Raw genomic sequence first — 13,684 nt, forward strand, 5'->3', positions numbered from 1 at the left:
GCCCAGTGGCCAGCCGGAACGTCGCTGAACGGGTTGGCAGCATAAGCAGAAGCGGTTACGCCCAGTGCCATAGCCATTGCCAGTACTAAAGATTTCTTCATTTTGTTTTCCTCCTTCTCAGAAAAACCTTTAATTTATTATAAGGTGCTTCCGGAGGAAAAGAATTTATCCGCGCCCGCTCGAGTGACCGTGTTTCCTCTGCTTTGCAGATAAATCACTTCTCCTGTTCGCACCATATAATCCATTGTTAATACACTTCGGACATCAAAATGTAAATTACTTTGTTTATTATAACAAATCAACTTAGATTTTGTAAAGTATCAATTCAAAAAACTTTACATGAACTAGCAACATTTTCATAACAAATAACCGGGGCTTTTTATGCCCCGGTTATAAAATATCACTGCTTACAATTCTGCTAAAGCCTGTCATTTTTTATTTTAACTTAAGTGTACGGTTAATATACCGTTTCAGTTCGGAAGCAAACACCATTTGCTGCCAGTCATTTTTCAAGGTTAAAACTTCTTCAATTTCATCCCTGTAATACAGTTTCTTATGATAGTATTTGCCTGTCAGCCTGTTATAAGAAGCATATTCGCCTTTCATAAAGATCTCCAGGCTGGGTTCACGGCGGAAGTTAATGGGTTTTTCCTTTATCTCGTCCAGCCGCATGGCCACAACAATTTCCGAATCGGTTTTTTCGCAAAGATCTTTCAAGGTTGCCTGGTCATACGATTTTAAGCCTTCTTCCGGAATTACGGCAGCTACTTTCTCATCGTCCAGCAGTTCATACTCGGGATACTTGAACTTATCAACCATAATATCCCAATAATAGCCGTTAAAATCACCGGCCCGTTCCACCAGTTCATCGTTAACCTGAATGGGCACAACCGCGACACGCGAGGCTTCCGCTGTTCCTGTATAGGCGACGTTCATAAAAAAGACAGCCAGTGTGACAAATATAATAGCAAATAATTTCTTCATTCCTTTTCCTCCTGAAAATAAGACTGTAGACCATCTGAATAACTACTGATTATGATATCACACTTTATCTAATTGTGCCAGTGTCAATTGTGAACTTTTGCAGAATTTGAAACCAGATATTGCCTCATGAAAAAGCGGGACTGCTTACACAGCCCCGCCTGTCTTTAAAACGTATTATTATATTCACAAACTGTTCAAGCCCAAACCGATATTACACAGATCCGTAATCGTATATACCGTTTGAAAGCTCACTTATCTGAAACCATCAGCAAATCAGAAGCGCAGCTGGATTTCATTCCACAGAGTCTGATGCTTGTCGTCATTCTGGCGGCCCTTCAGGTCATACCACTGAATGCTGTACATCATGTTCTTTGCTAAGGTGTACGACGCATTCAGGCTGTATCCCTTATAGCCCTGAGTAAACATGGCATCCATGCCGCCACCATTCATAGTATGCGCCACAGCAGAGCCTGCGGGTGCATAATAGTATTTTGCCTGTAACCCAATAGAACCAGGTTTGTTGAATTTCGCACCGGCAATATCAGCTGTTACAACAAAACCGTCCTTTTTGGCGCCATCCGCAATATATCCTTTATTATCGCTGTCGGTATGCAGATAAACTACGCCCAGACCGAATTTATCTGCCAGTCTGCCATACAGGTTGACGTTAAAGATGTCCAGATCGTCGCCAGTTGCTGCCTTAAACCGGTCATAGCCTGCGTCAAGCTTAACCTTTTTACCGAGGTTTACGCCAAGATTGGCACCATAGGCTTCATCCATTTCGGGATTCCAGCCCCATGTCTGTGCTTCGGTCGGTTTACCATAATAAGCGCCAATTCTGAATTTTTTGCCGTAGTCTAAGAAGATGCCGTCGAACTTATCATCATAGATGTTACCGTCGCCTAAATATGCCCAGGTGCGGCCAGCCCGTACGTTCATACCACCCAGCCGGCCATTGACATATGCATACGTCATTAATGTTTCTTCTTCTCCGGTGTTAGACATCGCCGGTTTGCCAGTCCGATGGAAGAACTGGTTATTTTCCAGACGGGCTACATAATTCCAGTTGTCATTAACCTTGCCATTGAAAATCAGACGGGTACGCAAACGGTTGCGGGAGGCTTTGTCATCCCCGTTTTTATTGCTTTGATAACTCCAGCGGACCTGGCCGGTAATCTTTACGTTATCAGCTTTCTTTTCCAGAGCTGCCACGCGAACGCCCAGGGCATCCAGTTCATCAGCAAATTCAGCAGCCAGTTTGTCTACGTTGGCGCCTTTTGCCATTGCTTTCGCAACGATCTGGGCCATTTCATAACGGGTCATCAGGCGGTCGCCACGGAAAGTGTCGTCACCATAGCCTTCGATTACGCCGGCAGCTGCCAGTTTGGAGATGCTGTCATAAGCCCAGTGGCCAGCCGGAACGTCGCTGAACGGGTTGGCAGCATAAGCAGAAGCGGTTACGCCCAGTGCCATAGCCATTGCCAGTACTAAAGATTTTTTCATTGCGTTTTCCTCCTTTTAGAAAAACATATTGTATTTATTACAAAACGTTTTTCTGTTCCGGAAGCCTTGCGTTTCCTGCGCGAGTGACCTTGTTTCCTCTGCATCCCGCAATTAATCCTTTACAGAATCACGTCTGCAATCATAAGGAAAATTAATACATATATGAAAGTTATTAGTAATTAATTTTATTAGCAATAATATCACGATTTATTTTTTTTGTCAAGAAAAAACGACATACAAAAAACGGAGCCGCCGAAGCGACTCCGCCTTTCTTTTTTGAAATATTAAATTCTGATTCGACAAGCGTCAAATTAGAAGGTGAACATCAAGTGAGCGCCTAATGTTCTGTTCTTGTCTTTCGAAACTTTGCCCTTCCAATCATAGTAAGCAACGGTGCCGACAATGTTCTTGGCAAAAGCATAGGATGCTTTTACTTCATAGCCCTTCCAGCCTTCGCGGGCAAGAGTCTTGTATACGTAGTCAGCGCCAACAGTCATCGGGGAGCAATCATCGGTGTAGGACATCGGAATCATGCCGCCTACATCCATGTATCTTGCTGCGAGGCCCCAGCTGCCCGGTTTGTTGGCTTTAGCGCCTGCAAAGCCCAGGTCAACTACATAACCGTTCTTGGAGTCGCCGTCCTGAACCTTTTCACTGGTGTGCAGATAACGGAACCCTAAGTTAAAGTCTTTACCCAGACCGGCTTTCAGACCTACGTTGAAAATCTTGTTGTCGTCAACTACCGGAACAATGGCATCCCAGCCATGACCCTCAGTTGCATCCTTAAATACATCATAACCCACATCCAGGCCAACTTTGCCAAACTTGGTCGCTAAGCCTACGCCGTACATTTCATCATACGGAGTGGTCCAGGCTGCATCGTTTGTGGAAGAAGACGGTTTGCCATAGTAAGCATAAATATTAGCTTTGCCAGCACCGTAACCGAGTTTCACGCCGTCCATACGGGCATCATATACAACACCGTCGCCTAATTTGTTCTGGAAACGGCCGGCAGTAACTTTCATGCCGCCGATACGGCCATCAACCCAGGCGCGCTGGAAGCTGGTGTTTTCATCACCAATTCCATTGGTGAAATCCTGTACGTTCTGTACCATAGCAGTGTATTTCCAGCTGTCGTTTACCTGGCCGGCAAACCACAGACGGGAACGCAGGTCATGTTTGCGTTTCTTATCGCCGGCATCTCTCTTGTTGGTGGCATAGTAACGATAACGAACCTGGCCGGTGATCTTTACGTTGTCAGCTTTCTTTTCCAGAGCTGCTACGCGAACGCCCAGGGCATCCAGTTCATCAGCAAATTCAGCAGCCAGTTTGTCTACGTTGGCGCCTTTTGCCATTGCTTTCGCAACGATCTGGGCCATTTCATAACGGGTCATCAGGCGGTCGCCGCGGAAGGTGTCGTCGCCATAGCCTTCGATTACGCCGGCAGCTGCCAGTTTGGAGATGCTGTCATAAGCCCAGTGGCCAGCCGGAACGTCGCTGAACGGGTTGGCAGCATAAGCAGAAGCGGTTACGCCCAGTGCCATAGCCATTGCCAGTACTAAAGATTTTTTCATAGTGTTTTCCTCCTTCTTAGAAAAACAAATTTGTATTTATTACAAAACGTTTTTCCAGTCGGATTCTCCGCACGCTTCCTGCGCGAGTGACCTTGTTTCCTCTGCATCACATGCAGGATATCTTTCCGGAACCACGTCTGTAACCGATAACAGACAGACTATGAAATCCTCATAATCCAAATAGAATGTACCACTTTGTTGAAATTTTGTCAAGTTTTTTATAAAAATTTTTTAGCCATTCTCAATAACGGGTTGTTTTGTTCAGTCAAGTCAAATCCCGATTTATCTCTTCAGTTTTCCTTTTTCACATTTTGGACATTCTGTTTGCGCCCACGCCAGTCGTGCATTTAACAAAAAACGGAGCCGCCTGAGCGGCTCCGCCTTTGTTTAGGGATTATTTTACCGGGTTACGGTTTATTGAACTGTACCGGTGATTGCCTGTGCAGTTATTTATGCCTTCAACAGCAGCTTAGAACGTAATGTTGAATTCAGACCAGATAACTTTGGCATCATCTTCAGCTTTCAGCGCCTCTGTATCATAGTAAGTTACGCTGGCAATCATATTCTTTGCCACCGTTACTTCAGCGCCGACAGACCAGCCTTTGAAGCCGCTGTCAAAGTCGGTTTCGCCATCAATGGTGTGAATCAGGTAGGTGCCTCTGCCCTGATGGTAGTAATTAGCGTTCAAGCCCCAGCTGCCGGGTTCGGAAGCCTCTGCTCCTTTATAGCCTAAGCCGAACACATAACCGTCTTTCTTGGTTTCCGAGCCTCTGTATTTATCGCGGTCGGAACGCAGGTACATAGCATCGAATGCCAGGTCTTTTGCCAGATTGAAATTAGCGCCTACATACCAGATGCCAACATTGTCTTTGCCGTCATAGTCAGCCTCTCCGTCGTCTCCCAATTTGGCTTTTAAATAGCCGGCTTTGGCATTTACAAAGCTGTCTTCAATGTTGCTGCCGATTTCCGCATTCCAGAAACTCTTTGAAACCGAATTGGTAGGAGCATCTTCATTTAAGTCAGTCAGTTTACCGTAGGCACCGCTTACATACCATTTATTGCCATAAGACAGTTTGATTGCGTCATGCTCGCCATCATAGATAGCGCCGTCAGCAAACACATCATCGTCGCGGCCGGCAATTACATTTAACCCGCCCAGACGGCCTTCCAGTTTGGCAATGTTGAACTCGGTTTTTTCATCGCCTGTATTAGACACAGTGTCATCGCCAGAATCATGGAACCACTGCTGGTTCTGGATACGTCCTACATAATTCCAGTTGTCATTTACCTTACCGGTAAAATACAGACGGGTACGCAGGCCGGTTTCACTGGATTTGTCGTCATTATTAGGCTTTTTATAACCGTAATGGAAACGAACTTCACCGGTAATCTTAACATTATCAGCTTTCTTTTCCAAAGCTGCTACGCGTACGCCCAGGGAATCCAGTTCGTCAGCAAATTCAGCAGCCAGTTTGTCTACGTTGGCGCCTTTTGCCATTGCTTTCGCAACGATCTGGGCCATTTCATAACGGGTCATCAGACGGTCACCGCGGAAGGTGTCATCGCCATAACCTTCGATTACGCCGGCAGCCGCCAGTTTGGAGATGCTGTCATAGGCCCAGTGGCCGGCCGGTACATCGGAGAACGGGTTGGCAGCATAAGCAGAAGCGGTTACGCCTAATGCCATAGCCATTGCCAGTACTAAAGATTTTTTCATGTTGTTTGCCTCCTTTAAGACAATTAAAAATTATTATATAAATTGTCAGAAGGCTCTGCAGGCTGTTGCTTCTTTGGGCGAGTTGCCTGGTTTCCTCTCCAGTTCCACCACAACACGCAAAGGTTCCGGCAAATTATATCAAAATAATATTTTATCAGAGTAATTCTAGCACAAACAGTAATTAATTGCAATAAGTATTTTTATTTAATCACCTATCTTTTGCTTTTAATAAAAAGCACTCTTTGTCCCGGTATGACTTTGCGCTGCACAAAACAGCCCGCAAAAAAAGCAGGAGAGCCTTCCGGCTCTCCTGCTGACCGTTCTGTTGTTCAAAATGTTCCCGCTTTATATGCTTCCACTTTTTCCCGCATGGTCATGGGACGGGCTGCTTTATCATCCGTATTCGTCCTGGCTTCCGCTTTTATGCTCCTGTTTGGTTCCGTCTTATCTTTCTTATTTTCCATCTGCATTCCGGCTGAAAGCTTTACAGCGTTTTTACTGCTGCTTAAAATCTCCCGCAGCCTTTTTTCAACCTCGTCCGCGCCCACAACCCCGTCAAAACTCATAACAGGCCGTTCGCCTACCAGCAGGGTGTTTTCACTGTTGGTCCAGACCGGTTCGTACTGCCTGCCTTCGTGGAACACGGAAGACAAATTCCCGGCAATCAGGAAGGCCTGTTCCTGGGGGCTCATGGTACTGGTTTTTTCCGGAGTATAAAAAGGCTGCCCCATTACGGAAATCAACCCGTTTTCTTCATTAACTTTTACCTGTTTGCCGCTCCACTCTGTAATCTTCTTATTATAATTAGTGCGACGCGCCAGACTGGTGGGATGGTCGTTGAACAGTTCCGCGAAACCGCTGGATTTACTGCCGTTCTGTTCCAGGATATGCTGCCACAGGGCCGCTCCGGCGCCCACATTGTACCCGGCTGCCACGGCATAATCAAATGCCAGTTTGTCCGCCTGACTTTCCATCGGTTTTGTCACCCATTTGGCAGTGCCGACAGTACTTACCAGGGCCGCGCCGACAGAAGAAGCCGTGTTCCGGTTCTGGCTGGCATACAGGGCCGCTACAATAGATACCGGCAAAGCCCGCTTCACACCGGCAGCGGGATGGTTTTTCTGTCCATGCCCCATTTCATGGGCAATGACAAAAGCCAGCTCGTCTTCATTATAATTCAACTTTGTAAAAGCGCCGATGTTGACGCTCATGTTATGGCCCAGAGTACAGAACGCATTGAAGGATTTGTCATTATTGACAAAATAATTGTACGGCTTTTTAACGATTGACTCATCGGTAAGCGCCACCGCGTCGGACAGCCGGGTCATGATACGGGCCAGCATGGCGTTGGCCGCAGGATCGGTATTTACACCGTACTTATCCTTGATCTGCCCCATGTATTTGTCCCTGCCATTGTTATCCAGATAGCTGACCTGCTTGTTAAGGTACGCATACTCTGCCCCTACCTGGAACAACGCCAGCCCGGCAGAAAGCCAGTCCCAGGCCAGGGCCTGTTTTGGCATTACGGCTCCTGAGGCAAGGGTCAGACAAAGCGCAGCGGATACAGTAGTACGAAAAACTGTCGATTTTTTCATTGATGCCACCTCCAACAGTTTATGAGCAAATAGAACCTGTGACGGTTAAGACTTTTTTAAAATCGTCCAGCCGTCCTCCTGGTACACCTTGTCTTCTTTCATCAGACGGCCCAGGGCACGCTTAAAGGCTGCTTTGGAAATACCAAATTTCGTTTTAATGATCTCTGCCGGGGTATCGTCACAGTACGGCATGCGCCCGTTCCGGGACTGCAGCGTTTCCAGGATTACCTGCGCATCGTCCACCATGGCGTTTTCTTTCTGCTTGCGCAGTGATACATCTACGTGCCCGTCTTCCCGGATGAACGTAATGCGGGCCGTGATTTGTTCCCCATAGGCAAGATACCGTTTCGGATCTGTTTCGCTCCGGTGCAGAAACGCGATGTGCCGGTCGTTGGTGAAAAGGAAGAAACCGTCTTTGGTAATATTATAAATAGTCCCTGTAACAAGGTCTCCCACTTTGGCGTCCCCGCCAATGGGTTTCGCCGCCCGGGCCAGATCCTTGTCCACCCTCATGGTCACCGCAGGGCGACCGCTTTTGTCCCGGTACAGTTTGATCCATATCTTCTGGTTGGGGTTTACTCTTCCCAGCATTTCCGTATAAGGGAGAAAAACGCCCCGTTCCCCGCCGATATCCACGAATCCCCCGTCTTTTGTTACGTTGATGACTTTGGCGTAGCCTAACTGCCCCTCTTTCATCTTGGGCAGCTTCATGCTGGCGGTAAGGCGCCTGTGGGGATCCAGATACAGGTACACCCGCACTTCATCCCCGGCTTTTACCGGGGTCAGCTGCTGCAGCTTATGCAGCAGGATATCGTCCGACGTATTGCCGGTGCCTGCGTCCAGAAAGGCTCCCATTTCGGAGACCCGGGAAACTTTCATGGTCACTACATCGCCGGCTTTATAACGCAGGTTATTCTCCATCATCGGTCCCCTTGAATTCTTCGCTGGGCGCGTCAGCCCACAGCTGTTCCAGATTATAGAAGTTCCGTTCCTCTTCCAGGAACACATGGACCACTGCATCACCAAAATCCATCAGCACCCAGCGGCCATCGTTATACCCTTCCTTATGGTTGCAGAACACCTGCTGTTCCGCCAGTTTGTCTTCAATGGCATCGGCAATGGCCCGTACCAGGGTAGTATTGGACGCACTGGCAATGACAAAATAATCTGTCATGTAGGATATTCCTTCCATGTTCAGAAGCAGTATATCTTTTCCTTTTTTATCGTCCGCAATCTTTGCAATTTTCTCTGCCAATTCTCTCGGCTGCATGGTCATACAGTCTACCTCCGCTTACGTTTCATTTTAGTTTTTGTTTCAACATGTTCTCAGTTCTTTGGCGCCGCCTGGGGCTTATTGCTGATTACCGGTTTGCGTATCACAGGGGGCGCGCTCTTTTTTGGTGCCGGCTTCGGCGCATTGGATACCGAAGAGGAAGATTTAGATGAACCGCCTGTTCCTGATGAGGAAACGCTTGAGCCGCCGGCTTTCTGTTGCGACGTTGCTTTCTTTTCCGATTCGGACCGGCGGACTTCCGCGGCTTTCTTGCCGGTTTCTGAAGAGGACCTTCTGGCGGCAGCCGCCGCAGCACTCCGCTGCGAATCGCTGTTGCTGCCTTCGCCCAGGTCATCTACGCCTGTCACCGGATCACTGGCCCCCGAATCCTCTTTCAGCGCCATAAAGGGAATGTCTACCTCTGTCAGCGATTTTTCGATTTCCGCCCGGTTGGATCTCCAGTAGCTGATGCCGCTGGAAGGTGAATCATAGAAGTTTCCATACAACATACCAGACTTGATATTGTTGTCGGACATAATATTAAAGCTGCGGGCGGCCTTCAGCATGGTCACCGTGTCCATGTCCGTTTCCACATATTCTTTCGCTGTGGCCAGAAGTTTCGGTATCTTGGTTATATTCTCCACGGAGAACATCTGCAGTCCCAGTGCTTTCAGGAATTTCTGCTGGCGCTGTACCCGGCCGATGTCACCCAGCTCGTCAGACCGGAACCGTACATACTGGCCGCTCTTTTCCCCGTCCAGATGCTGGTACCCGTGCTTGATATCGATTTTCAGGTTAGCCCAGGGATCTTCGTAATGCATGTCCCTGTCAACATACAAGTCCACGCCGCCGATCAGGTTGATGATTTCAATAAATCCCTTCCAGTTCGCCAGGGCGTAATAGTGGATGGGGATGCGCAACAAATTGGCAATCGTCTGTTTGGCCATGGCGACCCCGCCATACGTATAGGCAGAGTTCAGTTTTTCATACCCGGTATGCCCCGGCAGGATGACCATGGTATCCCGGGGCAGGGAAATCAGTGAAATTTTATGGAATTCCGGATCGAAACTGGCTACGATCATGGCGTCGGTACGCTTTGGTTCGCTGTCGTCCGCTTCACTGTCGCCGTCGTCAATCCCAAGCAGCAGCACATTGATGCGCTGGTTCAGTTTTTCGTCTTTCTCAATGGCAGGATCTGCCGCAACGACCTTCTTTTCCGGAGCATGGATGATATTGGTGTACACCCATACCGAACCCCAGAAAACAGAGGTCAGCAGCACAGCCAGCACAACCAGCAGCAAAAACAGCCGTCCCCAGCGAAGTCTCCGCCGTTTAGGCCGGTGATAGTGCCTGTTGTCATTGCCGTTATGTTCCGCAGGGTTTCCGTTTCTTTTTTCTGAATCCATTTATATCCTCTTTTTTATTCTGATTTCAGTTCTTCTTTTTGGGCTTTTCTTTTATGGACTGCGCTGTTTTGGTTTCCGCCGCCAGCTGGTTGTATCCCGCAATGGCGTCCGGATGGATCAGCAGACCGTCTTCCAGCAGATACCGGATGGTGTTTTCATAAGACAGAAGCATGCCTCTGTCCAGATTCTTAAAAGAGGCTTCCCGGATCTCTTCCACGCCTTCAAAATCCCGCCCCGGTTCAATCAGGTCCGCCAGGAAAACAATCTTTGCGGTTTGCGTCATATCAGCTGTGCCTGTGGAATGATACCGGATGGCATCCAGCACTTCCCTGTCATCAGGACTTACGCCATATTTATAGATAGCATAATACACGCCCAGCTTGGCATGCAACAGGATAGGTTGTGCCTCTTCTACCGGATCGACAGGGATTCCCAGTTCCTTTGCTTTGGCAACGCTGTATTCTTTGGAAATCTGACGCCCGCAGTCATGGATCAGTGCCGCCACAGCTACTTTCTGTATATCTGCATGGTAATGCTCCGCCATTTTCAGCGCCGTCTCGTAAACGCGCACGGAATGTTCATAGCGTTTCGGTTTCAGGCTCTGCTGCAAACGGATACGCATTTCTTCTATGGTCATTGTTGAGTTCTTCTCTCCCTTTTCCATAACAAACAGTTAGTCAACTATCTTCACGGCGCAGCCCGGTACAGGCCCCGTTCATAAATATACTGCTCCACCGCCAGAGGCGTCATGCCCCGGATAGGTTTTCCTTCCCGCAGCCGTTTCCGTATTTCAGTTGAAGAAATAGCTGTGTCCGGCACCTCTGCGTGGATGATTTTTTCAGTCACCCAGGCGCCGTAAGCTTTGGTCAGCCTTGCTACACCAATTTTCCCTTCATAACCCGGGCGCTCCGCCGCTACAAAATGTACCAGCCGCAACAGATCCGGAACCCGGTACCAGGTGTACAGCTGTGTCAGGGAGTCTTCGCCTATAATCAGGTAAATCTCCGCATCAGGCCACAGTTCCTGCATGAAGTTTACGGTATCGTAGGTGTAGGATATGCCACCGCGGTCAAACTCCAGACTGCTCACCACAAAATTTTCATATTTTTTTACAGCTAGTTTCACCATAGCCAGACGGTCCTGCCAGGACGCAAAGTCTGACCGGGTCTGCTTATGGGGTGGGATATAGGCAGGTAAAAAAACTACCCTGTCAAAGTCCAGCTGCCGCTGCACCGCATAAGCCATACGCAGATGCCCCACATGGATTGGGTCAAAGGTTCCTCCCATGATCGCCAGCCGTTCCATGACCTTTCCTCCCGCACAAAGAAACATTTTTACCTGCGTTTCGATGATAGAAAAAACGCAAATCATGTTTCCAAAAGTATTACATTATATTATAGCAATCTATCCCTGCTTTTGTAAATAAAAGCAAGAAGAAATCCCCTCTTATTTCACATTTTAAAATACCATAATTCAGGCAAGAGATACAGCGGGAGCGGGGCCGGCGGATTATCCATCACCAGTTCTTTATGTAATATATTACACCTTCCAAAACAACAATGACAGCAATCAGCAGTAAAAGCAGCCTGAACCGGTCTTTTATATCAAAAATGGTTTTAGGCCTTCTCAGAAATTCCGAGAAGGCCTGTAAAAAATTCTTGATTCTTAGCACTGTGCTCCGCTCATCCTGCATATTGCATTCCTTTTTATTCATACCGCAATGCTTCGATGGGATCCAGCAATGCGGCTTTTCGCGCCGGATAAATGCCAAAGAATACGCCGATACCTACAGAGAACACTACGGAAATGATAATGATCGGAACCGAGATAACGGTCTTCCACTCTGCAAAGGTACTGATGGCATAGGAGGCGCCGATACCCAGCACCACACCTAAGAAACCGCCGATGATACCGATAACAGCTGATTCAATCAGGAACTGGAGCAGGATATTATTGTACGTTGCTCCCAGCGCTTTCCGGATTCCGATTTCCCGGGTGCGTTCCGTTACGGATACCAGCATAATGTTCATGATGCCGATGCCGCCTACCAGCAGGCTGATGGCTGCTATGCAGCCCAGCAACATGGTAATGGTGTTGGCCGTGCTCATCATGGTGTCCATCAGCGCCGCCAGGTTACGCACGGAGAAGTCATCGTCATCCGAGTTTTTGATCCGGTGACGGATGCGCAGCAGGTTTTCCACTTCCGCCTGCACGCTGTCAATGACGTTTTCATTCATTGCCTGTATGGTAATGTTATTCACGTACGTGATGCCCATCATACGGTTCATTGCCGTGGTCAGGGGAACGAAGACCACGTCATCCTGATCCTGACCACCGGAAGACTGGCCTTTGGCACCCAGTACACCGACAACCTTAAAAGGTGCTTTATTGATGCGGATGGTCTTGCCTACTGGATCCCCGTCGGGAAACAGGTTCTCCACAATAGTCTTGCCGATGACACAGACCCGGTCCTTGCCTGCCATGTCATGGTCGTTTATATTACGGCCTTCCTCCACCGTATAGTCACGGATATCAATAATGTTAGGGGTCGAGCCCTGCACATTGGTCGTCCAGTTCTGATTGCCCACCACCAGCTGGTAACCGCGGGAGACCATAGGCGCTACATATTTGATCCCGTCAATATTCTTTTCAATAGCTTTGGCATCCTCATCAGTCAGCCGTGCTCCGCTGCCGGCCTGAATGCGGGCCCCGGTAGCCGTACGGCCCCCGGACTGGACGATGAGCAGATTGCTGCCAAGACGGGAAATATTATCTTTAATCTGTTCCTTGACCCCAAAACCCAGACTGACCATGGCGATAACGGCGCCTACGCCGATGATGATGCCCAGCAGCGTCAGCAGTGTGCGCAGCTTGTTGGATATCATGCCGTCAATGGCCATCTTAATAGACTCATTGAACATAATCGTGTACCAGCCTTTCGTCACTGTTCAGGTGACCGTCCCGCATCACCAGGATGCGTTTGGTCTGCTGCCCGATATCCGGCTCATGGGTAACCATGACGATCGTCTTGCCCATGGCATTCAGTTTCTTAAAAATTTCCATGATTTCATAACTGGATTTAGTATCTAAGTTTCCTGTAGGCTCGTCCGCCATAACGATTGCCGGATTATTGACCAGTGCCCGGGCGATAGCCACCCGCTGCCGCTGCCCGCCGGACAGTTCGTTTGGTTTGTGGTCCACACGGTCCTCCAATCCTACATCACGCAGGGCAATCCGGGCTCGTTCCAGCCGCTCTTCCTCCGGCACTCCGGCATAGACAAGCGGCAGCGCTACATTCTGCAGTGCCGTAATTTTGGAAAGCAGATTAAAGTTCTGGAATACAAAACCAATCTTGGCATTCCGGGTACGGGCAAGTTCGTCGTCGCTCAGCCCCGCCACTTCTTTTCCATCCAGGTAATACCTACCGGAAGTGGGACGGTCCAGACAGCCCAGAATATTCATCATGGTGGATTTGCCGCTGCCGGAAGGTCCCATGATAGCGATAAAATCCCCCTCTTCCACGCTGAAGTTCACATGATCCAGCGCCTGCAGGATGGTATCGCCCATGATAAACTGTTTCACTATATCTTCCAGCACAATGACATCTGCCATGTTCATCCCTCATTTCCAAT

12 protein-coding genes are annotated in these 13,684 nt (G+C 48.5%); all 12 read right to left on the reverse strand.

What is annotated here, in order from left to right; translation table 11 throughout:
- Positions 1-435 precede the first annotated feature (435 nt).
- Positions 436-984, reverse strand: coding sequence for a hypothetical protein (locus tag BM159_RS01040; RefSeq protein WP_093912407.1), 549 nt, complete (start codon positions 982-984; stop codon positions 436-438).
- A gap of 273 nt (positions 985-1,257) precedes the next feature.
- Complete coding sequence (locus BM159_RS01045) at positions 1,258-2,487, reverse strand: S-layer homology domain-containing protein (protein ID WP_093912408.1); 1,230 nt, start codon at positions 2,485-2,487, stop codon at positions 1,258-1,260.
- A gap of 311 nt (positions 2,488-2,798) precedes the next feature.
- Positions 2,799-4,061: an S-layer homology domain-containing protein gene (locus BM159_RS01050; RefSeq protein WP_093912409.1), complete on the reverse strand. Its 1,263-nt coding sequence runs from the start codon at positions 4,059-4,061 to the stop codon at positions 2,799-2,801.
- Between the two features lie 469 nt (positions 4,062-4,530).
- Positions 4,531-5,778, reverse strand: a complete 1,248-nt coding sequence (locus BM159_RS01055; protein WP_093912410.1) for an S-layer homology domain-containing protein — start codon at positions 5,776-5,778, stop codon at positions 4,531-4,533.
- Between the two features lie 329 nt (positions 5,779-6,107).
- The gene (locus BM159_RS01060; protein WP_093912411.1) at positions 6,108-7,373 is read right to left on the reverse strand and encodes a M48 family metallopeptidase; all 1,266 of its coding nucleotides are present in this window, start codon (positions 7,371-7,373) and stop codon (positions 6,108-6,110) included.
- Positions 7,374-7,418: 45 nt separating this feature from the next.
- Complete coding sequence (locus BM159_RS01065; RefSeq protein ID WP_093912412.1) at positions 7,419-8,294, reverse strand: S1-like domain-containing RNA-binding protein; 876 nt, start codon at positions 8,292-8,294, stop codon at positions 7,419-7,421.
- The gene (gene rsfS, locus BM159_RS01070; RefSeq protein ID WP_093912584.1) at positions 8,284-8,643 is read right to left on the reverse strand and encodes a ribosome silencing factor; all 360 of its coding nucleotides are present in this window, start codon (positions 8,641-8,643) and stop codon (positions 8,284-8,286) included. Before rsfS ends, BM159_RS01065 begins: the two co-directional genes overlap by 11 nt.
- 56 nt (positions 8,644-8,699) lie before the next feature.
- Positions 8,700-10,052, reverse strand: a complete 1,353-nt coding sequence (locus BM159_RS01075; RefSeq protein WP_093912413.1) for an LCP family protein — start codon at positions 10,050-10,052, stop codon at positions 8,700-8,702.
- A gap of 25 nt (positions 10,053-10,077) precedes the next feature.
- Positions 10,078-10,689 carry a bis(5'-nucleosyl)-tetraphosphatase (symmetrical) YqeK gene (gene yqeK, locus BM159_RS01080; RefSeq protein WP_093912414.1) on the reverse strand — a complete coding sequence of 204 codons (612 nt, stop codon included), beginning with the start codon at positions 10,687-10,689 and terminating at the stop codon, positions 10,078-10,080.
- A 50-nt stretch (positions 10,690-10,739) separates the two neighbouring features.
- Positions 10,740-11,357, reverse strand: coding sequence for a nicotinate-nucleotide adenylyltransferase (gene nadD, locus BM159_RS01085; protein ID WP_093912415.1), 618 nt, complete (start codon positions 11,355-11,357; stop codon positions 10,740-10,742).
- Between the two features lie 401 nt (positions 11,358-11,758).
- Positions 11,759-12,973: an ABC transporter permease gene (locus BM159_RS01095; RefSeq protein WP_093912417.1), complete on the reverse strand. Its 1,215-nt coding sequence runs from the start codon at positions 12,971-12,973 to the stop codon at positions 11,759-11,761.
- Positions 12,963-13,664, reverse strand: a complete 702-nt coding sequence (locus tag BM159_RS01100) for an ABC transporter ATP-binding protein (RefSeq protein WP_177205838.1) — start codon at positions 13,662-13,664, stop codon at positions 12,963-12,965. The genes BM159_RS01095 and BM159_RS01100 overlap by 11 nt, the downstream gene beginning before the upstream one ends.
- Between the last annotated feature and the right edge of the window lie 20 nt (positions 13,665-13,684).

It is taken from the genome of Succiniclasticum ruminis DSM 9236 (assembly GCF_900112895.1).
In the GTDB taxonomy this organism is placed as follows: domain Bacteria; phylum Bacillota; class Negativicutes; order Acidaminococcales; family Acidaminococcaceae; genus Succiniclasticum; species Succiniclasticum ruminis.

Coding starts and splice junctions, on each gene's coding strand:
- BM159_RS01040 (WP_093912407.1), bottom strand. CDS start 984: ATGAAGAAATTATTTGCTATTATATTTGTCACACTGGCTGTCTTTTTT.
- BM159_RS01045 (WP_093912408.1), bottom strand. CDS start 2,487: ATGAAAAAATCTTTAGTACTGGCAATGGCTATGGCACTGGGCGTAACC.
- BM159_RS01050 (WP_093912409.1), bottom strand. CDS start 4,061: ATGAAAAAATCTTTAGTACTGGCAATGGCTATGGCACTGGGCGTAACC.
- BM159_RS01055 (WP_093912410.1), bottom strand. CDS start 5,778: ATGAAAAAATCTTTAGTACTGGCAATGGCTATGGCATTAGGCGTAACC.
- BM159_RS01060 (WP_093912411.1), bottom strand. CDS start 7,373: ATGAAAAAATCGACAGTTTTTCGTACTACTGTATCCGCTGCGCTTTGT.
- BM159_RS01065 (WP_093912412.1), bottom strand. CDS start 8,294: ATGGAGAATAACCTGCGTTATAAAGCCGGCGATGTAGTGACCATGAAA.
- rsfS (WP_093912584.1), bottom strand. CDS start 8,643: ATGCAGCCGAGAGAATTGGCAGAGAAAATTGCAAAGATTGCGGACGAT.
- BM159_RS01075 (WP_093912413.1), bottom strand. CDS start 10,052: ATGGATTCAGAAAAAAGAAACGGAAACCCTGCGGAACATAACGGCAAT.
- yqeK (WP_093912414.1), bottom strand. CDS start 10,689: ATGACCATAGAAGAAATGCGTATCCGTTTGCAGCAGAGCCTGAAACCG.
- nadD (WP_093912415.1), bottom strand. CDS start 11,357: ATGGAACGGCTGGCGATCATGGGAGGAACCTTTGACCCAATCCATGTG.
- BM159_RS01095 (WP_093912417.1), bottom strand. CDS start 12,973: ATGTTCAATGAGTCTATTAAGATGGCCATTGACGGCATGATATCCAAC.
- BM159_RS01100 (WP_177205838.1), bottom strand. CDS start 13,664: ATGGCAGATGTCATTGTGCTGGAAGATATAGTGAAACAGTTTATCATG.